The sequence below is a fragment of the Billgrantia sp. C5P2 genome (assembly GCF_051062895.2).
This window is the reverse complement of record NZ_CM128542.1, coordinates 2,333,656-2,357,161: the sequence shown is the minus strand read 5'-3', so window position 1 is coordinate 2,357,161 and position 23,506 is coordinate 2,333,656. Positions and strand designations below refer to the sequence as shown.

The window sequence follows — 23,506 nt, the reverse complement described above, 5'->3', positions numbered from 1 at the left end:
GCCTGTACCGACCATCGCCCGGCCTCGGCCGGGCGTTTTCGTTTCTGTTCAAGGGAGAGGACGTGGGCGGGGCGGCAGTGGTACCTGCAATGGCCAACTGTCGTCCACGACGAAGAGACGACGGCGACGGAGAGCCGATTGAGCAGGCACGAGCAGCGCTATCTGGACCGGAGAGGCGGGGCGCGAAAAATGCTGAGCCAGGCGCGCCTCGACGTCACGCAGTGGCAGAAACGCTTCGTCTCGCGGCAACGCCAGCCAGTGGGGCTTTACCAGCCAGGCTGCGCGGGTCTGGCGTGTCAGGCCATCGCGCAGGCGCCGCCAGTCGCGCCAATGCAGCCAATGGCCGCGCAGGTGGCCGGGTGCCGCCTCGTAAGGCTCGGTCATGGACAAATGCCAAGGGTAGAAGAGTACGCCCGGTATTGCCAACTGGCGCTGGAAGGTGGCCTCGGGGGTGGGGCCGATGTCACGTGGCTGGGTATGCAGACGGATCGTCAGGCGGGTCTCGGCCCGCTCGGTCAGGCGCAGTTGGTGGCGGTCGAGATGCTCGCGCTTGGTGGCCAGGCTGTCGGCGCCGCCGGGGCCGATCCATCGCGCTTGGTCATTGGCCGCTCCGGGGCCTTCCGGCAATCCCAGATAGAACTTGATGGCCACTTCGAGGTGTACCGGCGTCGGGTCGTCGAGGCGGCGATAGAGCAGGTCGAGTTCGCCCAGCGTGCGCTTGCCTTGATGGATGCGCAGGTTGTTGGCCAGCAGGCGAGTGCCCGGGGCAGTATCGAGCAGGTACTGCCACAGGCGCTCGTGGTAATGACCCATGCGGCCATCGAGGGTATTTCCCACGCGTCGTTCCAGCGCATGGGGGTTGGCCTCCAGTTCGTCGAGGTAGCCGTGCAGGCGATGTTCCGCTCCCAGGCCGAGCGTTGCGCAGGTGGGGCGTCCGGGCCAGGGCGTGGCGATGAGATCAGGGGCCAGCAGGATCCAGGCCAGGTCGCGTACCAGCGGATGATGACATCGGGCGAGCAAGGCGGCATCGTCCTCGGACATGGTGGGCGTGGGGCTCCGCGTTGAGATCGGGATCTGACAGCCAAACTGTACACGCCTTATACTCTACTGACATACACAACGGATGGTGGTGATATGAAACGCTCCTTGCCCGGCTTGGCGGCACTGGCTGCCGCTTCACTGCTGCTCACCGGTGGCGCGCAGGCCAACGATGCGGTAACGGTCTCTTCCAAGATCGACACCGAGGGCTCGGTACTGGGCCAGTTGATCATTCAACGCCTGCAGCAGGGCGGCATCGAGACCGAGGACCGGCTGCAACTGGGGGCCACGAGCATCGTGCGCCAGGCGCTGATGAGCGGCGAGATCGACCTCTATCCCGAATATACCGGCAACGGTGCCTTCTTCTTCGACATGACCGACAGCGACGTCTGGCACGATGCCGAACAGGCTTATGAGACGGTACGCGAGCGGGATGCCGAGAATGGCCTGGCGTGGCTGACGCCGGCCCAAGCCAACAATACCTGGGCCATGAGTGTGCGCGGCGACCTGGCCCGGGAGCACGACCTGGAGACTCTCGAGGACCTGGCCGAGTACCTCAACGAGGGTGGCGAGTTCAAGTTCGCTGCCAGCGCCGAATTCGTCGAGTCGGAACAGGCGCTGCCGGCCTTCCAGCAAGCCTATGGTTTCGAGCTCTCGTCGGATCAGTTGCTGGTGCTGTCCGGTGGCAACACCGCCGCCACCATGCGAGCGGCCGCCCAGCAGACAAGCGGTGTGAACGGCGCCATGACCTACGGCACCGATGGCGGCCTCAATGCGCTGGACCTGGTGGTGCTGGAAGACACGCTTGGCGTGCAGCCGGTCTACCAGCCGGCACCGGTGGTGCGTCAGGAGGTGCTCGATGCACACCCCGAGATCGCCGATCTGCTCGAGCCACTGTTCCAGTCGCTCGACCTCGAGACGCTGCAGGAGCTCAATGGCCTGGTGGCGGTGGAGGGGCTCGACCCGCGCCAGGTCGCCGAGGAGTATCTGGCCGGGCTACAGGACTGACGCGTGGGTGAGGGCAGGTACACTCCCAACTGGGTCTTGCTGAGTCTGATGCTGGCCGGCGTGGCGGCATGGCTCACGCTCGATGCGGTGAACGTTGCGCCCAATCGGATCGTGCCCGGTTCTCCCTATTCGGCCTTGGACGTCATGCATGGCTGGCCGGCTGTGCTCTTGACCGTGCCGATGCTCACCGTGGCGGTATTGGCCTGGCAGCCGACCCACAAGGGCCTGAGGCTGTCGCTGGCCGCCGTGGTGGCGCTGCTGACACTGTTGCCGCTGTGGCTCTCGGCGGCGACAGCGGTTCTGGTCGAGCCGGACATGCCCCAGGCGCGTGTCGGCATCGGTGCTTCCCTCTGGCTGGTGCTTTTCCTGCTGCTGCTGGCGCTGATCGAGCTGCGCACGCGGCTGGGGCTGTCTCGGCCCATGGGCTGGTTGCTATTAGTGCCGATGATGGCGGGCTGGTGGCTGGCGCTCACGCTATGGCTGGAGCCGCTGGCACTGCAGCGCGAGTACCAGGCCCGCAGCGACCAGTTCATGAGCGCCCTGGCTACGCACCTGGTACTGGTGGGGGCCGCGGTGGGTGCCAGCCTGGTGCTGGCCTCGCTGTTGGCGCTGGTCATGCGGCGGCATCCCGGGGTTCGACGAGTCGGATTCGGCGTGCTCAACTTCCTGCAGACCATTCCCAGCCTGGCGCTGTTCGGCCTGCTGCTGGCCCCGCTTGCCTGGCTCGGTTCGCGCATCGATGGGCTTGCCGCGGTCGGCGTCAGCGGGATCGGCTGGGCGCCGGCGTTTCTCGCCCTGCTCGGCTACAGCCTGCTGCCGATGGTGCGCAACATCCACGTGGCGCTCGAAGAAGTGGATCCCGCGGTAATCGAGTCGGCCCGCGGCATGGGCATGAGTCGACGGCAGGTCTTCCTGCAGGTGCGCCTGCCACTGGCGCTGCCGGTGGTGCTGGAGGGCATACGCATCACCACGGTCCAGGCCATTGGTCTCACGGCGGTGGCGGCGCTGATCGGTGCCGGAGGGCTTGGTATCTTCATCTTTCAAGGATTGGGACAGGCGGCCATGGATATGGTACTGCTCGGCGCCTTGCCGATCATCGCTTTGGCGCTGATAGCCGATGCACTGTTCGGCTCCCTGAGTGAACGATTTCGCCCTGGAGGGGCAGCATGATCGAACTGTTCGGCGTGACCAAGCGCTTCGGCAACGAGACCGCCGTCGACGATATCTCGCTGCGGGTCGAGAAGGGCGAACTGTGTGCGTTGGTCGGCACCTCCGGCTGTGGCAAGTCGACCACACTGCGCATGATCAATCGCTTGATCGAACATGATGGTGGCGAAATCCACCTGGACGGACAGCCGGTGCGTAACTTCGACGAGGTGGCGCTGCGCCGGCGCATCGGCTACGTCATCCAGAGTACCGGGCTGTTTCCCCACTGGACGGTAGCGCGCAACATCGGCCTGGTGCCGCGACTGCTCAAGTGGCCCAAGGGGCGGGTGCGTGAGCGGGTCGAAGAACTGATGCAGCTGCTGGGGCTGCCGGTAGCCGAGTTCGCCGACAAGTACCCGCGCCAGCTCTCCGGCGGTCAGGCGCAGCGTGTGGGCGTTGCCCGGGCGCTGGCCGCGGACCCAGACATCCTGCTGATGGACGAACCCTTCGGGGCACTGGATCCGATCACACGAGAGTCGTTGCAGCATGAAATGCGCGAGCTTCAGGCGCGGCTGCACAAGACTATCGTCTTCGTCACCCATGACATGGACGAGGCGTTGGCGCTGGCCGACCGGCTGGTGGTGATGCGCCAGGGCCGGATCGTGCAGCAGGGCAAGCCGATCGAGTTGCTGCACAATCCGGTCAATCCCTTCGTCGAGTCGCTGCTGGGTGGCATGGACCGCGGCCTCAAGGAGGCGGCGCTGATCCAGGTCGGCGAACGCATGTTGCCGCTGGGGCCGCGCTTGCTGGCCAGCGAGCGGATTGCCTATGCGGCGTCGCTGAGCCAGGCCCTTTCGGTCATGCTGTGGCACCAGGTGGATCGCCTGACGGTGGTCGACGAGGAGGACATTCCCATTGGCGAACTGTCGCTGCGTCGCCTGCTCGGGGCCAAGGCGTCATGAAGCCTGCATTGTTCAACGGCAGCCGTATCGCGCCCCTGAGTCGACAGCGTAACTGGCTGGCGCCGCTCGCCTGGCTGGGGCTGCTCCTGCTGCTGTCAGCCGGCATGGGTCAGCTCGAGTGGCTGTTCCGCCTAATCGAGCCGGACATGCGGCAAGTGATCTATCAGCGTGCCGGGTTCTTTGCACTGCTGGGGCAGCATATCCTGGTGGTGGGCGTTGCCTCGCTGCTGGCGGTCGTGCTGGGAGTGGGCGGCGCCATTGCCGTTACTCGCCCCGCAGGCAGGGACTTCCTGCCGCTGGTGTCGCAGCTCGCCTCGATTGGCCAGACCTTTCCTCCGGTTGCCGTGCTGGCGCTGGCCGTGCCGGCGTTGGGCTTCGGCACCCTACCGATCATCGTCGCGTTGTTGCTCTATGGCCTACTGCCGATCGTACGCAATACCCTGGCAGGGATCGGCAGCATCGACCCCGACGTACACGAGGCGGCCCGTGGGATGGGCATGACTGCCGGGCAGGTACTGCGTCAGGTCGAGCTGCCGCTGGCGGCCCCGGTCATACTCGCCGGGATCCGCACCTCGGTGACCATCAACATCGCCACTGCCGCGCTGGGAGCGACCGTAGGCGCGAGTAACCTGGGCGACCCGATCATCTCCGGCATCGTCAACGGCAATGCGGCCTATATCCTTCAGGGAGCGCTGCTGATCGGGTTGCTGGCGATAAGCGTGGATAGCGTTTTCGAACGGCTCATTCCGACCAGCTAGGCCTGGGGTGGAAGGTTCATCTGTTGATGCCGGGCCTGACAGTTCATTCGCCCCATAAACAGCGATTGACTAGCAAAATAGGTGCGTTTAGGTTCATCTTACGTTAACGTCAACCTTCCAGCGTTGGCGATCTGCTGGAGTGACCCTCTGGCAGCTGACGACTTTAGCGTCAACACTGCCCTCACGAGGGGCGGTATTCCTCCTGCCATTACCAAGGACCAGGAAGATGACAACAACACATGATGTCTACACGCCGAGTTTCATGACCGGCGATGAGTTCCACATTCCCACCTTCCGCCTGCTGCAACAGGACGGCTCCTTGTTCGAGGGTGCCGAGGCACCCGAGCTGGACGAGGAGAAGGCGCTGAAAATCTATCGCGCCATGCTCGTCACGCGGGTGCTCGACGAGCGCATGATGGCGGCGCAGCGTCAGGGTCGGCTGTCCTTCTACATGCAGTGCACCGGTGAAGAAGCGGCAGTCATCGGCGCCACCGCGGCGCTGGACGATGCCGACATGATCATGGCGCAGTACCGCGAGCAGGGCGCGCTGGTCTATCGTGGTTTCAGCTATGACGAGTTCATGAACCAGCTGTTCGGCAATGAGCTCGATTACGGCAAGGGCAGGCAGATGCCGATCCACTATGGATCGCGCAAGCTGCACTACATGACCATCTCCTCGCCGCTGGCGACCCAGATTCCCCAGGCCACCGGCTACGCCTATGGCCAGAAACTGGCCGGCGAGGGGCATTGCACCATTACCTTCTTCGGCGAGGGGGCGGCCTCCGAAGGCGACTTCCACGCCGCGCTCAACATGGCCTCGGTACACAAGGTGCCGGTGATCTTCTTCTGCCGCAACAACGGCTACGCGATCTCGACGCCGGCCAGCGAGCAGTTCGCCGCCGACGGCATCGCCCCGCGCGCCTTCGGCTATCGCATGCACGTGATCCGTGTCGATGGCAACGACGTGCTGGCGGTGTATCGCGCCACCCAGGAGGCGCGCAAGATCGCCGTCGAAATGAACCAGCCGGTGCTGATAGAGGCCATGACCTACCGGCTGGCGGCTCACTCCTCTTCCGACGACCCTTCCGGCTATCGCTCGCGCAAGGAGGAGGAAGCCTGGCGCGAGAAGGATCCGATCCTGCGCATGCAGCGTTGGCTGATCGATCGTGAGTGGTGGAGCGAGGAGCAGGAGAAGGAACTGCAGGACAGCCTGCGGCGCGAGGTCCTCGAAACCATGAAGCGTGCGGAGAAGCGGCCACCGCCTCCGCTGGAGAGCCTGGTCACGGACGTCTATGCCGACGTGACGCCGGCGCTGCAGCGGCAACTCGATGCCCTCAAGACGCATATTCGCAAGCATCCCGATGCCTATCCGAGAGGGGCCAGCTCGCTGGATCCCGACGTCAAGGCGCCGGGTGGTGACCGCAAGACCGGCGACGAGCAGGGGGGAGCCTGAGATGCCCAAGATGAACATGCTTCAGGCAATCAACAACGCGCTGGACATCGCCATGGCCGAAGACGACAAGGTGCTCTGCTTCGGCGAGGACGTGGGGGTGTTCGGCGGGGTATTCCGCGCCACCAGCAACCTGCAGGAGAAGTATGGCCGTGATCGCTGCTTCAATACGCCACTGGTGGAGCAGGGGATCATCGGTTTCGCCAACGGCCTGGCGGCACAGGGCTCGGTGCCGGTCGCAGAGATCCAGTTCGCCGACTACATCTTTCCGGCCTTCGACCAGATCGTCAACGAAACGGCCAAGTTCCGCTTCCGCTCCGGCGACCTGTTCAACGTGGGCGGCCTGACGATCCGTACCCCCTACGGGGGCGGCATTTCCGGTGGCTTGTATCACTCCCAGTCACCCGAGGCTTACTTCGCCCACACCCCGGGGCTCAAGATCGTGGTGCCGCGCAATCCCTATCAGGCCAAGGGCCTGCTGCTGTCGGCCATCCGCGATCCAGATCCGGTGATCTTCTTCGAACCCAAGCGTCTCTATCGCGCCTCGGTCGGTGAGGTGCCCGAGGAGGATTTCCAGTTGCCCATCGGCGAGGCCGAGGTGATCAAGGAGGGCAGCGACATCACCGTGCTCGGCTGGGGTGCGCAGATGGAGCTGATCGATCGCGCTGTGGAGCTGGCCGAGAAGGAGGGAATCTCCTGCGAGGTGATCGACCTGCGCAGCATTCTGCCTTGGGACGAGGACAGCGTGGTCGAATCGGTACTCAAGACCGGTCGGTTGGTGATCACCCATGAAGCACCCCGCACCGGCGGCTTTGCCGGCGAGATTGCCGCCACTATCCAGGAGCGTTGCTTCCTGTACCTGGAATCGCCCATCGAGCGGGTGACCGGGCTGGATACTCCCTTTCCGCTGACGCTGGAGAAGGAGTACATGCCCGATCATCTGAAGATATTCGAAGCGATCAAGGCATCCGTGGCGTTCTGACGCCCGATATCAGGACAGGAGAAGACAATGAGCGATTTCATGCTGCCCGATATCGGTGAAGGTATCGTGGAGTGCGAAGTGGTCGAATGGCGCGTGAGTGAGGGCGACGAGATCGCCGAGGACCAGCCGGTGGTCGAGGTGATGACCGACAAGGCGCTGGTCGAGATCACCGCCCCGGAGGCCGGGCGCGTCACCAGGCTATATGTGGCGAAGGGTGATATCGCCAAGGTCCACGCGCCGCTGTATGCCTACGAGGCAACGGGAGAAGTGGGCCTGGAGACACCACCGCGACCTGCTGCGCGGGAAGAGGACGAAGTGGCAAGCCCAGCCGCGGAGGCACCTGCTCCCGGCACGCCGCCCGCGACGAGTGCAGCGTCTGTATCTTCCGCCGGCGCTCCGGCCAGGGCGAAGGACTTCATCCTGCCCGATATCGGCGAGGGCATCGTCGAATGCGAGGTGGTGGAGTGGCGCGTGGCCGAGGGCGAGCACATCGAGGAGGACCAGCCGCTGGTCGATGTCATGACCGACAAGGCGCTGGTGGAGATCACCGCTCCCGAGGCGGGGACGGTGAGCAAGCTCTACGTACCCAAGGGCGACATCGCCAAGGTTCATGCCCCGCTGTTCGCCTATGTGCCTGATCACGTCGAGGCGGGTGACGCTCAAGCCACCGACTCGGATTCGGTTCGCCCGTCGCGTCAGGCGGAAGGTAAGGCGGAAGAGGGTGCGGTTACCCCCGTGGCGAGCGGCGGACGTGGGCCCTATGGGCGTATCCCGGCGAGTCCCGCGGTGCGTCGACTGGTTCGCGAGCACGGCGTGGCCCTTGAGGCGATCGCCGGTTCGGGCAAGGACGGCCGCGTACTCAAGGAGGACGTGCTGCGCTTCCTGGAAGACGGTCAGTTGGACGGTGGCGAGCACGGCGAGGCGCAGCCCGCACCGGCGGTCTCTGGCGCCAGCTCCGAGGTTTCCCGGCGCAGCACCGAGGTCACCGCGCCGGTACGTGAAGAGGGCGAAGTGCGCGTCGAACCGATTCGCGGCGTTCGCGCGGTAATGGCGCGGCGCATGGTCGAGTCGGCCAGCACCATCCCGCATTTCCAGTATGGCGAAGAGATCGACGTCACCGAACTGCTGGCCCTGCGTGAGCGGCTCAAACCGATAGCCGAGGCGCAGCAGGCACGCCTGACGTTGATGCCGTTCTTCATGAAGGCGCTGGCGCTGGCGGTTCGCGAGGAGCCGATCCTCAATGCACGGCTCAATCCCGAGGTGACCGAGATCCACTATCTGCCTTCGGTCAACGTGGGCATGGCGGTGGACAGCCGGTCGGGGCTGATCGTGCCCAACGTCAAGCACGTGGAGCAGCGCAGCGTGCTCGACGTTGCCCGCGAGATCCAGCGCCTCACCGCGGATGCCCGCGAAGGCCGGGTGGCACAGGAAGACCTAAAAGGCGGTACCATCAGCATCTCCAACATCGGCGCGTTCGGCGGTACCTATGCGGCACCGATCATCAACGCGCCGGAGCTGGCCATCGTGGCCATCGGCAAGAGCCAGTGGCTACCGCGCTTCGACGAGCGGGGCGAGGTGGTGAGGCGGGCGATCATGACCGCTACCTGGGCGGGCGATCACCGGGTGATCGACGGCGGTACCATCGCGCGCTTCTGCAATGCCTGGAAGGGATACCTCGAAGCGCCGGAGACCATGCTACTTCACCTAGGCTGAGGCCGGTTCATGTCCCAGGCGCCGCTGCAGCAGTTCTATATCCCGGAAGAGCAGTCGATCTATCTGCTCAGCCACGACGATGCGCGCAAGCTCAAGGAGTGGGTGGCGCTGTGTCAGGCCCAGCTCGAACAGCTGGGCTACCGGGATACCGAACTGATCGGCAAGGGCGCCTACGGCTTCGTCTTCGCCGGGATCACCGCCCACGACGAGGAGTACGTGTTCAAGTTCACCCGGGTCAACCTGCCCCAGCAACTGCAGGATCGCCTCGAGGAAGAGGCCTTCATGCTGGAGCAGGTCGACCACCCGCGGGTGCCGCGCCTGATCGCCTTCCAGCGCGTGCGTAACCAGTCGATCCTGGTGATGCAGCGCGCCCCGGGCATCAACCTGGAGGAGGTCTCGCTGCGTGAAGGGCGCCTCCCGCCGCGCCTGGTGGTGCGTATCGCCGACCAGCTCGCCGACATCCTGCGCAGCCTGCGCCGCGAATCGGGGCTGGCGGGTCGGCCCATCGTGCATGGCGACATCAAGCCGTCGAACCTGGTGTTCGACGCGCGCCGTGAGGCGGTGGCGCTGATCGACTGGGGCTCGTCGGTGTTCGCCCAGCTCGACGCCAACCAGCAGTTCGTTTCGTCCAACGTGATGGAACTGATGTCGGACAATCTGCAGCAGACCAATGCGCGTCTTGGCGACGTCTACTTCATCGGCGAGGAGCAACTGAACGGCGCATTGTCGTCACCGCGCTTCGACGAACAGGGCACCGCCGGCACGCTCTATGCGCTGGCATCGGCCCAGTCGTGCCGCTTTGGTCATCGCGCCATTCCCGCCACCTCGCTGGGCCTGCCCATGGAGTTCGCTCGCATGCTCGACGGCATGCTCGACCCCGACCCTCGCGTGCGCCTGCGTGCCGGCGATCACTTCATTCGCGAGATGCCGCGCCTGGCGCGGGTGGTGATGATCGACCTGCCCGAAGCGCCGGAAACCCCGCTGGTGCCGACCTGGGTACGGCCCTCGGCGCGTGAGATCGATACCGTGGTCTACAGCTCGCGCAAGGCCTTCCTGCGCGAGGAAGGGGGCCGCGAGACGCTCAACGACGTCAACGACGTCCAGCTCGACCGGTACTACAAGAACTTCATGCAGGGCATGGGCGAGACCGAGAAGGCGTTCCTCGCCGCGGTGAGCCGGCTGGGCAAGTATCCGGTAGTGGGCGGGCTCGCCGTGCGCTGGGAAGCCGATGGCGTCTACATCGACACCTCGCTGAATCTGCACGACACCAGGCTCAAGCCGGCCTTCGTCGCCGCCGTGAACAACATGGTCAACCTGGCCCGGGCGATCTACCGCCAGGGCATCTTCAAGAGCTGCCTGTTCAATGCCCGCGATACCCTGCACCTGGATCGGGAGAGCCCGGCACACCCCTTCGCGGTCGAGCCCGGCATGCGGCTGCGCTACGAAGTCAGTGCGGTACCCGAACTGGAGGATCGCAGCCGGCTGCACAGCTACTTCGAGGACGGGCCCGACCCCGAGGAGTTCCTGGTGCTGCCGGAGACGATCATCACCTCGCTGGAGGCGCTCAACGAGATCCACCACACCGGCATGATCATCTTCGAGGCGCTGCCCCAGCACCTCAAGATCCACAGCTACTATCGCCTGCTCGATCCTTCCCGAGAGGTCGAATTCCGCGACCGCCTCGAGGACATCCTCGCTGCGGTGGGGCTCATCGAGGGGCTTGGTGTCTCCGGCTTCATGAAAATGCCCTACAAGGACACGCGCTTCTTCGCCCATGTCGAGCGCCAGCCCGAGCGCTACTACCCGCGCAATCCTCGTGGCGAAGCGCGGGACGGCAGCGCCCAGGCGTAGCTAGCGGGTCATGGTCTGCGGCAGGTAGAGCGCGATCTCGGGGAACAGGTGCATCAGCGCGATCGCAACCAGCATCAACAGGAAGAAGGGCAGCGTGGCCTTGGTGATGGTTACGATGTCCTTCCCCGTCAGACCCTGTATCACGAACAGGTTGAAGCCCACCGGCGGCGTGATCTGCGACATCTCCACCACGATCACCAGGTAGATGCCGAACCAGATCAGGTCGAAGCCGGCGGCGCTCACCAGCGGCATGATGATGGCCGTCACCAGCAGGATCAGTGAGATACCGTCGAGAAAGCAGCCCATCACCAGCAGCAGCAGGGTCAACGCCACCAGCAGCATGGTCGGGGATAGCCCCATCTCGCCGATGGCGCGAGCGAGCTGCATCGGCACCTGGGTAAAGCCCATGGCCGAGGTCAGGAACGAGGCGCCGGCAATGATGAAGGCGATCATGCAGGCAGTGCGGATGGCGGCAAACAGCGATTCGCGGAACACGGCAAGGCCGAAACTGCCGTTCCAGCGGGCGATCACCATCGATAGCACCACCCCGACGGCGGCCGCTTCGGTGGGCGATGCCAGCCCGCCGTAGATCGACACGATGATGCCGCCGATCAGCAGCAGAATGGGCACGAGTTCCAGTGTCTGGTGCAGCTTCTTGGCCAGCGGCAGGCCGGATTCGTCCTGGCCGGTGAGGCCACGGCGATTGCCCCTGAGCAGCGACCAGGCAATGAGATAGGTCATGAAGAGGGCCAGGATCATCAGCCCCGGGCCGATGCCGGCCATGAACAGCCGCGAGATCGACTGCTCGGTGACCACCCCATAGACGATCAGCACGATGGAGGGCGGGATCAGCAGGCCCAGCGTGGAGGCGCTGGCCAGGGTGCCGATGGCCATGTTGCTGTCGTAGCCGCGACGCTCCAGCTCCGGCAGGGTCATCTTGCCCACCGTGGCGCAGGTGGCCGCCGAGGAGCCGCACACGGCGGCAAACATGCCGCTGCCGAGGATATTGGTGTGCAGCAGGCGGCCGGGAAGGCGATTGAGCCAGGGTGACAGGCCGCGGAACATGTTGTCGGCCAGGCCCGAGCGGAACAGGATCTCGCCCATCCAGATGAACATCGGCAGGGCGGTCAGGTCCCAGCCGTAGCTGGCGCCCCAAAAGTCGGAGGCGAGAATCGGACCCGGATCGAAAGCGCTGAAGAAGGTCAGCACGATCCAGGCGGTACCGATCAGCGCGAAGGCGATCCATACGCCGCTGCCAAGCAGAATTGCCAGCGCGGCGATGGTAGCCAGACTGAGTGTCAGCACGTCATGCTACTCCGTGTGATTGAGGCGAGCCTCATTGAATGTCGCTGTCATCGGTAGCGGTCGTTTCACGGAAGCTGTCCGGTTCACGAATGGCGATCCGCAGCGTTATCACCAGGGCTTCCGCCAGTGCCAGACACAGCAGGACCACGCCGGCGATCAGCACCGCTTGGGGAATCCATAGCGGAATCGACAGGAAGCCCGAGGAAACGTCCTTGAACTCGAGGCTCTCACGAGCGAGCTCCACCAGCTCGTAGCCGAGCAGCAAACTGATGGCCAGTGCCACGAGCAGGCAGAAGACTTCGAACCAGGCGCGCAGCGCCGACGGCAGCCGGGAGATCAGCAGCGTGACACGGATATGCGCATGGTGGACGAAGGTGTAGGCAAGCCCGAGGAAGGTGGCTCCCACCAGCAGGTAGGAGGCGACCTCCGACAGGCCGGTTATACCGAAACCGAGGCGACGCATGCCGACCAGCACGAGCAGGGCATCGACCAGGCGAAAGGTGACCTGCAGGGCAACCAGGGCGCAGATCGTCACCATGCAGGCGGCCGCGCCCCAGGCACCCAGGCGGTAAAGTACGTTGAACTTGAAAGTCATGGCTGTGTCTCGAGGCGAACTGGGAAAGACGTGGCGGCGATCCGCCACGCCTTGTCTCTTGCAGGAATCAGTTGCCGCGCTGCTGCTGGTACTCCTCGAGTACCTGCATGGATTGCTCGCCGGCGCGCTCCTGCCATGAGGAGAACAGCTGGTTGCCCGCTTCCTGCAGGGCGGCGGCGACTTCCTCGTTAGGATTGGAGACCGTGATGCCGTTCTCCTGAAGTTTCTCGAGACTGGCCTGGCTGTCGTCACGACTCATCTGCCATCCACGCTCCTCGGCCCGTGCGGCCGCTTCCAGCAGCGCTTCCTGGGTCGCTTCGTCGAGGCGGTCGAAGGCACGCTGGTTGATGAAGACGATATTCTTCGGCAGCCACAGGTTGGCGTCGGTGTAGTGGGAGACATAGTCCCACGCCGTCATCGAGTTGCCGGTGGAGCTCGAAGTGATCATGGCGTCCACCCGGCCGGTGCTGAAGGCAGTGGGGATGTCCGACTCCTCGGTCTCGGTAGGGCTGCCGCCCAAGTAGTCGACGAAACGCTGAGTGTTAATGTTCGGGGCACGTACCCGGAGCCCTTTGAACTGCTCGGGGTCGTTCAGCTCGAAGTCGGTATAGATGCCCTGGGCCGGCCAGGCGACAGCGTAGAGCGGCATCATGCCCTGATTGGCGAACAGCTCACTGATCAGCGGCTTGGTGGTCTGCCACAGCTGGTAGGCTTCTTCGTAGCTGCCCGCCACGCCGGGCAGGGTATCTACCTCGAAGATCGGGTCCTCGTTGGAAAGGATGGAAAGAAAGACTTCGCCGGCCTCGATCGTGCCGCGGCGCACCGAGGGTTTGATCTCGCCGTGCGCCACCAGCGAGCCGCCGCTGTGGACGTTGATGGTCAGTTCGCCTCCGGTGGCTTCCGCGACATCCTCGGCGAACTGCTTCGCGTTCTTGGTGTGGAAGCTGGCATCGCCATAGGGGGTCGCCATGGTCCATTCGGCGGCCGAGGCCGCGACGGAAAGGCTGCAGGCGGTCGCCAGCAGCAGGGAGCGAGGCAGTATCTTGTTCATCACGTTCTCTCTTGTTGGTTTTCTACGGGTTTCGTTCATGTTGCCAGCGGGTGTGTCGTGGGACGTTCTGGCCGCACCCAACGGCCGGGAAAATCGCTTTGCGCCATGTCGTCGCGGCGCGAGCTTGCGTAGCGTTCGGCGCACTCCTGGGCCAGAAGTCCAACGCTGCGACAGAAGCGTGGATGGCTGGCCGGGCGCCATATCACGTCGTAGTGCATGTCGGGCAGCGCACACGGCAGCTCCAGCCGGTACAGCTTGCCGCTACGCCATTCGTCCAGCACCGTGGCGACGGGCAGGGCGCCGATGCCAAGCCCCTCCATGGTCATGCGCACGATGGTCATCAGGGTACTCACGCTGTGAATGCGCGGTTGTTCCAGCCCCTGCCGGGCCAGGTACTCGATCAGTTCCTCATAGGGCCGCGCCTTCTTGCCGAAGGAGATGAACGGCAACCCGACCAGCCAGCTGTCGGGACCGGCAGTCAGCATCTCGACATGATCCGGTGAGACGAACATGCCCATCTCGTAGGGGCTGAGCGATACCTGGTCGACGCGCTCCGGGTCGAGATAACCGTTCATGGCCAGCAGGATGTCGAGATCGTTACCGGCCAGCCGCTGGTTGAGCGCCGGAGAATAGTCGACGCTCAACTCGATGGTGAGCCGCGGATAGCGCTGCGTCAGGCCGCGCATGAAATCGGGCAGCCAGCTATGGGCGATGGTCTCGATGGCGCCCAGGCGCAGGGGGGCGGAGTAGGTTTCCTCGTCGTCGAAGAGTCTCAGCGCTTCGTCGCGCTGATGCAGCAGCCGCTCCGCGTGTACGAAGAATTCGCGCCCGCGCATGGTGGGCTGGATGGGCCTGGCCGAGCGCTCCAGCAGGACCTCTCCGACGCTGCCCTCCAGGCGCGAGATGCGCTCCGAGATCGAGGGTTGCGTCAGGTGCAGGCGTTCCGCCGCCTTGCGGAAGGAGCCCAGCCTGACCGCCCAGACGAATGCTTCCAGCTCCTTGAAATCAAGCATGACGGAGCCCGTCAGGCCTTCTTGAACAGCTGTTCTTCGCGGTTCTTGAATGCCTTGAATTCCAGGGCATTACCGGAAGGATCGTAAAAGAACATGGTGGCCTGTTCGCCGGCTTCGCCCTTGAAGCGGATATAGGGCTCGATCTCGAACTCCACGCCGTGATCCCGCAGCTTCTGGGCCAGGTTTTCCCAGGCCTCCATTTCCAGCACCACACCGAAATGCGGCACCGGCACTCCGTGACCATCGACAGGGTTCTTGTGGCTGGAAACCGGATTGTCCTTCAAGGCCGGGTTGAGATGACAGACGAACTGATGTCCGAAGAGATCGAAGTCCACCCAACTGCTCGATGAACGCCCTTCGGGGCAGCCGAGGAAGTCGCCGTAGAAGCGGCGCGCCTCTTCGATGTCGTGTACCTGGATGGCCAGGTGAAAAGGATCTTTGACCGCCATGAGGGAAACTCCTTTTGTTGACGTTATATGGCCTCGATTCCTTTCATTGATAATCCGTGAAAGGAGCGAGGTCAACCGTTTTTCCACCAAATAACAATACGATAGAAGATGCCGATACGGAGTATCGTGAAAAACGATTGGCAATGAAAAATGGCACTTCATATAGTGGAATACGCTACAAGAATAGACGTTTGACACCGCTTGACACAGGAGTCGTCATGGCCGTTCCCTTGCTCAACTGCGACATGGGCGAAAGCTTCGGCAACTATTCGCTGGGGCTCGACAGCGAGGTCATGCCCCATGTCGATTGCGCCAATATTGCCTGCGGATTTCACGCCTCGGACCCTCATGTGATGCGCCGCACGGTACGGCTTGCGGTGGAGCATGGAGTGAGGGTGGGGGCGCATCCGGCCTATCCCGACCTGATGGGATTCGGCCGTCGCTCCATGGCTTGCTCCGCCGAGGAGGTCGAAGACTTGGTGCTGTACCAGGTTGGGGCGCTGGCCGGCATCTGCCAGGCAGAAGGCACCACTGTCAGCTATGTCAAACCTCATGGTGCGCTGTACAACGACATGGCGCGCGATCCCGAGCTGCTGCGTGCCGTCATGCGGGCGGTGCGCAGCTACGATCCGAACCTGCCGCTGATGCTGATGGCCACGGCGGACCCTGATCCCAGCCAGCGTCTGGCGGAGGAAGAGGGTATCGCCATCTGGTTCGAGACCTTTGCCGATCGCGCCTATGATGCCCGTGGCCATCTCGTCTCCCGCCGCCTGCCGGGGGCAGTGCACCACGACCAGGCAACCATCGTCGCCCAGGCCGTCAGCCTGGCCCGCGGCGAGCCGCTCGAGGCCGCCGACGGAACGCTTCTGCAACTGCCCTGTGACACGCTCTGCGTTCACGGCGACAATCCCGAATCGGTGGCAGCGGTACGGGCGATTCGCGAGGCCTTCGAGGCGTTGAAGACGACGTGATGATCCGGCCGCGCATCGAACTGGCCTCCATGGACGTGCTCATGGTGCGCCTGTTCGACACCATCGACGAGGGGAACATGCCCTGGATCCTCGCTGCCGATCGGGCGCTTCGCGAGGCGTTTGGGGAGTTGCTGATCGACCTCGTGCCTTCCTATACCACGCTGATGCTGCACTACGACTGCCTGGGCCTGACGCATTATGAGGCGCTGCAGCGCATCGAGCGCGTGCTCGAACGGCTCGAGCCGGCCGGCGCCGAACTCGGGCAGTGCCACGAAATCCCGGTCTGGTATGACCCGAGTGTCGGCCCGGAGCTTGCGCGCGTGGCCGAACGGGCGGGGCTCACCACTGACGAGGTCGTGCGGCGTCACTGCGGTCGCGACTACCACGTCTTCGCTCTTGGCTTCGTCCCGGGTTACGGCTTCATGGGGTTGGTGGAAGAGGCATTGGCTACGCCGCGCCTGGATACCCCGCGTCGCAAGGTGCCTGCCGGCAGCGTCGCCATCGCTGAACGGCAGACTGCCATCTACCCGCTGCCTTCGCCGGGTGGTTGGAACATTCTGGGCCGCACCGCCGTGCCGCTGTTCGAACATGCTCGCCGCGGCGAGCCACTGCTGTTGCCGGGTGACCGGGTACGCTTTGCGGCGATTTCCCGTGACGAGTTCGAGCGGCAGGGCGGCGATACCACACCGTTGGAGAGCGTTTCATGAAGCGTGACGTGCTTCACGCCCTGCGCGTCGTTCAGGCGGGCCCGTTGGCGCTGGTCGTGGACGGCGGGCGTTTCGGTGTGCGTCACCTGGGCGTGACCCAGGGCGGTGCCGCCGACTGGGTCTCTTTCCATTGGGCCAACTGGTTGTTGGGCAATGCGCTGGACGCCGCGGCACTTGAGATCGTGATCGGCGGCGGCCTGACGCTGGAGGCGGAGCAGGACGCTACCTTGGCTCTGGTGGGAGCGGATCTCGAGGCCCATCTCGACGAGCGCCCGCTCGCACCCGGCGCGATTTTTCGCATCGGCGCCGGGCAGCGCCTGACCTTTCGCCAGCCGCGTCAGGGCCTGCGGGCCTATCTGGCCGTGCCAGGCGGATTCGATGCACCGGTAGTGCTGGGCAGTCGCAGCGCCACACCGCGGGAGCAACTGGGCGGGCACTTGGGAGATGGCAGTGCGTTGAGAAGCGGAAATCGGCTCGAATGGAGCGGGCAGCAGACGCCGGAACGTCGACTGCCGTTCGAGCCGGCCCAAGGAATGACGCTTCGAGGCAATCGGCTGGCGCTGGTACCCGGCTCCCAGTTCGGCCATTTCACCGGCGTCAGCCTCTACCGTGCCTTCAATGCGCCATGGCGTATCGACGACCGCGCCGATCGCATGGGGATCAGGCTGCGCGGGCCCGAACTGCACTGCCGGCTGGGCAGCATGATCTCGGAGGGAATTCCTCTCGGGGCGGTACAGGTGCCCCCGGATGGGCAGCCCATCGTGCTGCTCAACGACCGTCAGACCATCGGTGGCTATCCGCGCCTGGGGGCGCTGACTCCGCTGGCAGCCGCGCGCCTGGCGCAGTGCCTGCCCGGTGAGGAAGTGAGATTGGTGGCGACGTCCCGCGAGCGGGCGCTGGCGGCCCACCGAGTTTGCCTGGACGAGTTCCGCCGAAACGGATGATCAGGCGCCCAGCCCGCTCTCGCGCAGCAACTGGTCGAGGGCGGGGCGATTGCTTGGCAGGGGAGAACTGACGGCCTCCTCCAGCAGAAACTGGGTTTCCAGGTCATGCATGCCGACGGCAAGGCAGCTCTCGATCAACTCCCCCTTGCTCTTGCCGGTACGCTGAGCAAGTCTCTCGAGGCGGGATTCGATATCGCGGGAAAACCGCAGCAGATGTGGCATGTCACCCTCCCTTGGCCCTGCGTCAACCGGGCCGGCTCTTCTGGTTTACTCTCAACATAAGCCGTTGCGTTCGGCCTGTCATCTCCCATTCTGGGGGCCGTGCATGACAGGATGGTGACGGAAGGCAGGGCCGCCAGGTCGTGCGCTTCAGGCCAGGCCGCGGCGGGTCATGACTTGGGTGATGATGGGAACAGGGGTCATCAGGTGCTCGCGCATCATGTCGGCGGCGCGTGTGGCCTGGCGTTCGAGTATCACCTCGACCAAGGCGGCATGCTCCTGGCGCTTGCGCTCCAGCGCCTCCTCGGAGAACACCGTCTCGCGTAGCCACAGGTGACGGTAGCGCTCGACCTGATCGAACAGGCTGTCACGCACCTGCAGCAGGTGGGGCGAGCGGCAGCCGCTGACGATCGCCGTATGAAAGGCCTTGTGCCGAGCATCCCAGACATCCAGCAGCTCGTCGGGGGAGTTCACTTCCATGACCTTGGACAGGGTGTGTGCCTTGGCCAGGATGTTGGCCTCCCAGCCGTCGTCGCCGCGCTCGATGGCGAGCTTGAGCATCAGCCCTTCGAGCTGGGCACGTGCATCGTAGAGGTCATTGAGTTCGGCCAGCGACATGGAGGCGACCCGATAGCCTCGCTGGCTGATGGCCACGACCAGGCGTTCGGCGACGAGCTGGGAGAGGGCTTCACGCAGTGGGCCGATACCCAGCCCGTAGCGCTCCTTTAGCCGACTCATCAGCAGCTTCTCGCCGGGCTGGAACACGCCGCGAATAATATCGTGCTTGAGCCAACTGTAGGCACTGATACCAAGATTCTGGCGTGGCGTATCCATCGTCATTGTCGCTGTTCCGTTGTATTTGCCGAGCATGATAACCAATCGCTACCGTTGCGGGTAACCGTTCGGCATTCATGCCAAGCCTTTGTATTCCTGCGGTTGGTCTGGCTGAGCTCAGCGCCGGTCAATCTGCGCTGCGGTCCAGTCGACCAGTTCGCGTGCCAGTCTGTCCGCCGCCATGCCGAAGGCCTCGACGACATCGGGGATGGCTTCGCTCTCCACCCGCTGTTGCTGGACGAAGCGCTGGCTGGCCACGAGTCGTTGCGAGCGGGTGTCGATCAGCTTGGCGTCGAGGCGCAATGTTGCCACGGGCAGGCCGTCGATGTACTCGCTGTGGAAGGTACGGAGGTCGCTGAGCAGCTCCACATCGGCGGAGACCGCGCTGTCGTCATGCACCAGGCGCGTGATGCGCCCATCGTCCTGAAAGGCATCGAGCAGGCGATTGCGGATCAATTGCGGCATGCCGTCGGCCCAGCGCGCGCCTTCGTAAGCCCGGGGTTGGTTGGGCAACGGCACGACAAGGATCCGTGAACCATCGAGCAGGCCGCTGGCACGCGGCGTTGCCAGGCGCAGGGTCGCTTCGATTCGCTGCTCCGTATGGCGGGAGAGATCGAGGCTATGAGCCGGGAGTTCATACAGGGTGACCGGAGTCCGCTCCGGCACCAGATTGCAGCCGGCCAGCGACAGGACGACTGCCATCACAACGGGCAGGGACGAACGATACGTCACGGGCTGAACTCCTCGATGCGATCGCGCCCCAGCAGGAAGGCACGCGGGTTCTCCTCCAGGCGACGCATCAGGCGGTTCAGTGATGAGAGCGTATTGCGCAGTTCCAATGTGGCCGGCCCCAAGCCCTGCACGCCGCGCAGGCCGCTCTCCAGCGCCCCCTGGTTGTCTTCCAGCAGTGCTTCGAGGCTCTGAGCAGTACGTGCCAGGCTGGTAGTGACCTGACGGGCATCCGCCAGCATGCCTTCCGCATGGCCTTGCATCATGCCGCCGGTGCGATTGGCCAGCGCGCGGATTTCGGCGAGTGCGCGGGCGGCCTCCTGGGAGACTTCGTTCAGGCGTTCGGCCAGGCGTCCGGGCGCGTCGCCGAGGTTGGCTAGCTGGGTCGTGGTACGCTCCAGGTTGGCCAGTATCCGTTCGACGTTGTGTACGTTCTCTTCCGAAAGCACCGCCTCCAGTCGCGACAGCACGCGATTGACATTGCCCAGCAGTTCCTCGCTGTCGCTGAGCATGGCGCTCAACGGCGATTGTTCGGCGGTGATGCGTGGTGGCTGGTCGCCTCGGGTAACCAGGAGGGGACTGTCCGGGTCGCCTCCCTGCAACTGGATGGACATACTGCCGGTGATATTGGCCAGGGCCAGGCGCGCGCGGGTGTCCTGACGGATCGGCACCTGGCTTTCGACGCGAATCAACGCCAGGACGTTGCGAGGATCGACGGGGTCGAGGCGCAGGCCAGTGACCTCGCCGACCCGAACGCCGCTGTACTCCACGGCGTTGCCCTCCGACAGACCGCTGACGCCATGATGGAAGAGGACTTCGTACTGGCTATAGCCCTGGTCGCGGGCGCTCTGATTGAGCCAGAGGGCGAACAGCGTCCCGCCGACGGCCGCCAGCACGATGAACAGACCGATAACGACGTGGTGCGCACGGGTCTCCATCAGCGTTCCCCTCCCTGTGGTGGTGAGTGGCGTTGTGCCGCCTGGCTGGCGGCTCGCCCGCGTGGCCCGTGGAAATAGTCGCGTATCCAAGGGTCGTCGGTGGCTTCTACCATGGACAGCGAATCGGCGACCAGGACTCGCTTGTCGGCGATCACGGCAACCCGGTCGCAGCTCGAGTACAGCGTATCGAGATCGTGCGTGACCAGAAATACGCTGAAGCCCAGCGCGTCGCGCAGGGTCATGAGCAACTGGTCGAAGGCGGCGGCGCCAATAGGATCGAGGCCGGCCGTGGGCTCGTCGAGGAACAGTACCTCGGGGTCCAGCGCCAGGGCGCGAGCGAGCGCGGCGCGCTTGACCATGCCGCCGGAGAGCTCCGCCGGGTTGAGCCGGGCGGAATCGGGTGGCAGCCCCGCGAGCGCCAGCTTGACCCGCGCCAGGCGCTCGGCGTCGGCACGCGACAGGCCGGCATGCTCGATCAATGGCAGGGCGACGTTCTCCTGCAGATTGAGCGAGGAGAAGAGCGCGCCGCGCTGAAACAATACCCCGAAGCGGCGTTCCAGTCGCGACCGCTGGGCCGGAGAGAGGCGCATCAGATCTTCACCGAAGACGCGAACACTGCCACCATCCGGACGCTTGAGACCGACGATGCTGCGCAGCAGTACCGACTTGCCGGTGCCGGAGCCACCCACCACGCCGAGAATCTCACCGTGCCGGATGTCCAGGTCCAGCCCCTCGTGCACTACGTGATGACCGAAACGGTTGACCAGCCCGCGGATCTCGATGATCACCTCGCCCGTTCGACTCACCAGCCCATCTCCATGAAGAACAGCGCCGCCAGCGCATCAAGCAGAATCACCATGAAGATCGACTGAACCACGCTCGAAGTGGTGTGCTCCCCGACCGACTGGGCGCTGGCGCCGGCCTTGAAGCCTTCCAAGCAGCCGATCACGGCGATGACGAAGGCGAACAGCGGGGCCTTGCCCATCCCCACCGCGAAGTGGCGCAGCGGAATGTCGCGCTGCAGGATGGTGAGGAACTGGGTGGAGGTGATGTCGAGCGCCATGGCACATACCAGCGCCCCGCCCAGCATGCCGCTGAGCATACCGACCAGGGACAGGATAGGCAGGCTGACCATCATTGCCAGCACCCTGGGTAGCACCAGCAGTTCTATGGGGTTCAGTCCCTGTGCGCGTAGCGCGTCGAGCTCTTCGTTGGCCTTCATCGAGCCGATCTGGGCGGTGAAGGCACTGGCGGTGCGGCCGGCCAGCAGTATCGCTGCCAGCAGTACACCGAACTCGCGCAGGAAGGAGTAGGTCACCAGATTGACGGTATAGACGGTCGCGCCGAAATCGCGCAGCACCGTGGCGCCGAGGAAGGCCACTACCGCGCCGACGAGAAAGGTGAGAAGGGCCACGATGGGAATGGCGTTGAGACCGGACTGCTGGACGTGCGCCACCAGCGATGTGATCCGCCAGCGCCAGGGCGTGATCAGTGTGGCCAGCAGCGTACTCAGTGTCAGCCCGATGAAGGCGGCGAGCTTGAGCTGCTGACGGGCAAGCGACTCTACGACCTGCCCGAGCCCAGCCAGGGTCTCCAGCGGGCTGCTGCGGGGCGCCGGTGGGGCAAACGAAGGGGTCCGCGTGGCCTCGGCAACGGCCTTGAGCAGTGCCTGTCGTTCGACAGGCAAGTTTGGCGCCCACTGGGCGATGTCGCGCACGCTGTCGGGACCCAGCAGGTCGACCAGCAGGGCGGCTCCGGCGGTATCCAGCTCTCCGAGTTGCTGCAAGTCGACCGATTCCGCCTCGTGAACCTTGGCCACGGCTTCCCGCAGCCTGGCATAGTGTGGCAGTGTCCAGTCGCCAACGGCGCTCAGACGATGGGCATCCTGCTCCAGCATGCCGGGACGAGATGCGGTGACGGGCATGGCGAGTTCCATCTCCCCCTGAAAATGGCGCCCATGGGGCGTCTCGCCATCACTATATCGTCATACGCCGTTAGGTGACAGTGAGCCCGGTTCGCTAGCGGCCGATGCCGTGCTGCAGTTCGCCAATAATGCGCCTCGCCACTTCCTTGAGCCGTGGGCCCAGGTTGTCGACCATGATCGAATGACCGAGTCGGTGGGCGGCACCACCGCAGTTGATGGCCATGACCTCGGCGCCATCCTCGAGGATGAGTGGCGTGGCGACGGCACTGATCTGCGATTGCCAGTCGCCCTCGGAAAGGCAGAAGCCGTAGCGGGCATAATCTTCCTGGCTGCGCCTTATGCCCTTTTCGAGAGCAGGCCAGTCGCTCCCATGCGCCTTGGCGAGTTCCTCCAGAACCGCTTCGCGGCGCGCTTCAGGAAGACCACAGAGCCAGGCACGCCCGATCGCCGTGGTCGCCATCGGCAGCCGCGACCCTACGTCGAGCCGCACGATCAGCGGGCCGCTGCCATGGCAGCTCTCGATGTACATGATGTCGTTCTTGTCAGCCGCTCCCAGGCTGACGTTGCAGTCGGTGGCTTCGGCAAATTGCTGCATGAAAGGGCGGGCGATCTCGCGAATGCCCTGGCTGGCCAGGAAGCGATAGCCCAGCGCCAGGATGCCCGGGCCCAGGCGGTACTTCTCCAGCCGGGTGTTGTGGCGCAGGTAGCCGAGCTGGGTCAGCGTGTAGGTCAGACGTGACACCGTAGGGCGCGGAATGCCGGTGCGGCTGGAGAGTTCGGCATTGCCCAGGTACTCCTCGCCGGTGCCGAAGGCGCGCAGCAGTTCGAGCCCACGGGCGAGGGCGGTGACGAAGTTGCGATCCTTGGCCGGAGTGTCCGGCTCATCTTCCAGGGGGGCAGGCTTGTTCATCGATGTATT

The 23,506-nt window shown here is 64.5% G+C and carries 24 protein-coding genes; 11 read left to right on the top strand and 13 right to left on the bottom strand.

Features of this window, described 5'->3' with window-relative positions; translation table 11 throughout:
• Positions 1–48: 48 nt before the first annotated feature.
• On the bottom strand, positions 49–1,041 hold the full coding sequence (locus tag ACRWQA_RS10875; protein WP_434227688.1) for a DUF1853 family protein: 993 nt from the start codon (positions 1,039–1,041) through the stop codon (positions 49–51).
• A 93-nt stretch (positions 1,042–1,134) separates the two neighbouring features.
• On the opposite strand from ACRWQA_RS10875, the gene osmF reads away from it, so the two are divergent.
• The 8 genes from osmF to ACRWQA_RS10835 all read left to right on the top strand — a co-directional run bounded on the left by osmF (position 1,135) and on the right by ACRWQA_RS10835 (position 10,908).
• Complete coding sequence (gene osmF, locus ACRWQA_RS10870) at positions 1,135–2,046, top strand: glycine betaine ABC transporter substrate-binding protein OsmF (protein ID WP_434227687.1); 912 nt, start codon at positions 1,135–1,137, stop codon at positions 2,044–2,046.
• A 3-nt stretch (positions 2,047–2,049) separates the two neighbouring features.
• A complete protein-coding gene (locus tag ACRWQA_RS10865) occupies positions 2,050–3,216 on the top strand; it encodes an ABC transporter permease (RefSeq protein WP_490337864.1) in 1,167 nt (388 codons plus the stop codon).
• Positions 3,213–4,154, top strand: coding sequence for an ABC transporter ATP-binding protein (locus tag ACRWQA_RS10860; RefSeq protein WP_434227685.1), 942 nt, complete (start codon positions 3,213–3,215; stop codon positions 4,152–4,154). The genes ACRWQA_RS10865 and ACRWQA_RS10860 overlap by 4 nt, the downstream gene beginning before the upstream one ends.
• Positions 4,151–4,912 (top strand): ABC transporter permease, encoded by a 762-nt coding sequence (locus tag ACRWQA_RS10855; protein ID WP_434227683.1) that lies wholly within the window; start codon positions 4,151–4,153, stop codon positions 4,910–4,912. The genes ACRWQA_RS10860 and ACRWQA_RS10855 overlap by 4 nt, the downstream gene beginning before the upstream one ends.
• Positions 4,913–5,138: 226 nt before the next feature.
• Positions 5,139–6,365, top strand: a complete 1,227-nt coding sequence (locus tag ACRWQA_RS10850; RefSeq protein WP_434227681.1) for a thiamine pyrophosphate-dependent dehydrogenase E1 component subunit alpha — start codon at positions 5,139–5,141, stop codon at positions 6,363–6,365.
• A gap of 1 nt (position 6,366) precedes the next feature.
• The gene (locus ACRWQA_RS10845; protein WP_434227680.1) at positions 6,367–7,344 is read left to right on the top strand and encodes an alpha-ketoacid dehydrogenase subunit beta; all 978 of its coding nucleotides are present in this window, start codon (positions 6,367–6,369) and stop codon (positions 7,342–7,344) included.
• 27 nt (positions 7,345–7,371) lie between these two features.
• The gene (locus ACRWQA_RS10840; RefSeq protein ID WP_446326283.1) at positions 7,372–9,057 is read left to right on the top strand and encodes a dihydrolipoyllysine-residue acetyltransferase; all 1,686 of its coding nucleotides are present in this window, start codon (positions 7,372–7,374) and stop codon (positions 9,055–9,057) included.
• A gap of 9 nt (positions 9,058–9,066) precedes the next feature.
• A complete protein-coding gene (locus tag ACRWQA_RS10835) occupies positions 9,067–10,908 on the top strand; it encodes a protein kinase domain-containing protein (RefSeq protein WP_434227678.1) in 1,842 nt (613 codons plus the stop codon).
• Here ACRWQA_RS10835 and ACRWQA_RS10830 read toward each other — a convergent pair whose 3' ends face one another.
• The 5 genes from ACRWQA_RS10830 to ACRWQA_RS10810 all read right to left on the bottom strand — a co-directional run bounded on the left by ACRWQA_RS10830 (position 10,909) and on the right by ACRWQA_RS10810 (position 15,321).
• Entirely contained in the window at positions 10,909–12,213 is a 1,305-nt protein-coding gene (locus tag ACRWQA_RS10830; RefSeq protein ID WP_434227677.1) for a TRAP transporter large permease, read from the bottom strand. It abuts the gene before it with no gap.
• A 31-nt stretch (positions 12,214–12,244) separates the two neighbouring features.
• Complete coding sequence (locus tag ACRWQA_RS10825; RefSeq protein WP_434227675.1) at positions 12,245–12,808, bottom strand: TRAP transporter small permease; 564 nt, start codon at positions 12,806–12,808, stop codon at positions 12,245–12,247.
• A gap of 67 nt (positions 12,809–12,875) precedes the next feature.
• Complete coding sequence (locus tag ACRWQA_RS10820) at positions 12,876–13,859, bottom strand: TRAP transporter substrate-binding protein (RefSeq protein ID WP_434227674.1); 984 nt, start codon at positions 13,857–13,859, stop codon at positions 12,876–12,878.
• 35 nt (positions 13,860–13,894) lie between these two features.
• On the bottom strand, positions 13,895–14,872 hold the full coding sequence (locus ACRWQA_RS10815; RefSeq protein WP_434227672.1) for a LysR family transcriptional regulator: 978 nt from the start codon (positions 14,870–14,872) through the stop codon (positions 13,895–13,897).
• 11 nt (positions 14,873–14,883) lie between these two features.
• On the bottom strand, positions 14,884–15,321 hold the full coding sequence (locus tag ACRWQA_RS10810) for a VOC family protein (RefSeq protein WP_263583878.1): 438 nt from the start codon (positions 15,319–15,321) through the stop codon (positions 14,884–14,886).
• A gap of 218 nt (positions 15,322–15,539) precedes the next feature.
• On the opposite strand from ACRWQA_RS10810, the gene ACRWQA_RS10805 reads away from it, so the two are divergent.
• From ACRWQA_RS10805 to ACRWQA_RS10795, 3 genes are read left to right on the top strand one after another with little or no spacing between them, the layout of a single operon-like run.
• The gene (locus ACRWQA_RS10805) at positions 15,540–16,292 is read left to right on the top strand and encodes a 5-oxoprolinase subunit PxpA (protein WP_263583879.1); all 753 of its coding nucleotides are present in this window, start codon (positions 15,540–15,542) and stop codon (positions 16,290–16,292) included.
• A complete protein-coding gene (locus ACRWQA_RS10800) occupies positions 16,292–16,999 on the top strand; it encodes a 5-oxoprolinase subunit B family protein (protein ID WP_434227669.1) in 708 nt (235 codons plus the stop codon). The genes ACRWQA_RS10805 and ACRWQA_RS10800 overlap by 1 nt, the downstream gene beginning before the upstream one ends.
• Positions 16,996–17,943: a 5-oxoprolinase subunit C family protein gene (locus ACRWQA_RS10795; RefSeq protein ID WP_263583880.1), complete on the top strand. Its 948-nt coding sequence runs from the start codon at positions 16,996–16,998 to the stop codon at positions 17,941–17,943. Before ACRWQA_RS10800 ends, ACRWQA_RS10795 begins: the two co-directional genes overlap by 4 nt.
• Here ACRWQA_RS10795 and ACRWQA_RS10790 read toward each other — a convergent pair whose 3' ends face one another.
• The 7 genes from ACRWQA_RS10790 to ACRWQA_RS10760 all read right to left on the bottom strand — a co-directional run bounded on the left by ACRWQA_RS10790 (position 17,944) and on the right by ACRWQA_RS10760 (position 23,497).
• Complete coding sequence (locus ACRWQA_RS10790; RefSeq protein ID WP_263583881.1) at positions 17,944–18,165, bottom strand: hypothetical protein; 222 nt, start codon at positions 18,163–18,165, stop codon at positions 17,944–17,946.
• A 147-nt stretch (positions 18,166–18,312) separates the two neighbouring features.
• Positions 18,313–19,002, bottom strand: coding sequence for a DNA-binding transcriptional regulator CsiR (gene csiR, locus ACRWQA_RS10785; RefSeq protein ID WP_263583882.1), 690 nt, complete (start codon positions 19,000–19,002; stop codon positions 18,313–18,315).
• 111 nt (positions 19,003–19,113) lie between these two features.
• Positions 19,114–19,728, bottom strand: coding sequence for an ABC-type transport auxiliary lipoprotein family protein (locus tag ACRWQA_RS10780; RefSeq protein WP_434227666.1), 615 nt, complete (start codon positions 19,726–19,728; stop codon positions 19,114–19,116).
• A complete protein-coding gene (locus ACRWQA_RS10775) occupies positions 19,725–20,663 on the bottom strand; it encodes an MlaD family protein (protein WP_434227665.1) in 939 nt (312 codons plus the stop codon). The genes ACRWQA_RS10780 and ACRWQA_RS10775 overlap by 4 nt, the downstream gene beginning before the upstream one ends.
• The gene (locus ACRWQA_RS10770) at positions 20,663–21,469 is read right to left on the bottom strand and encodes an ABC transporter ATP-binding protein (RefSeq protein WP_434227664.1); all 807 of its coding nucleotides are present in this window, start codon (positions 21,467–21,469) and stop codon (positions 20,663–20,665) included. The genes ACRWQA_RS10775 and ACRWQA_RS10770 overlap by 1 nt, the downstream gene beginning before the upstream one ends.
• Positions 21,466–22,587 carry an MlaE family ABC transporter permease gene (locus tag ACRWQA_RS10765; RefSeq protein ID WP_434227662.1) on the bottom strand — a complete coding sequence of 374 codons (1,122 nt, stop codon included), beginning with the start codon at positions 22,585–22,587 and terminating at the stop codon, positions 21,466–21,468. The genes ACRWQA_RS10770 and ACRWQA_RS10765 overlap by 4 nt, the downstream gene beginning before the upstream one ends.
• 94 nt (positions 22,588–22,681) lie before the next feature.
• Entirely contained in the window at positions 22,682–23,497 is an 816-nt protein-coding gene (locus ACRWQA_RS10760) for an IclR family transcriptional regulator (protein WP_263583885.1), read from the bottom strand.
• Positions 23,498–23,506 lie beyond the last annotated feature (9 nt).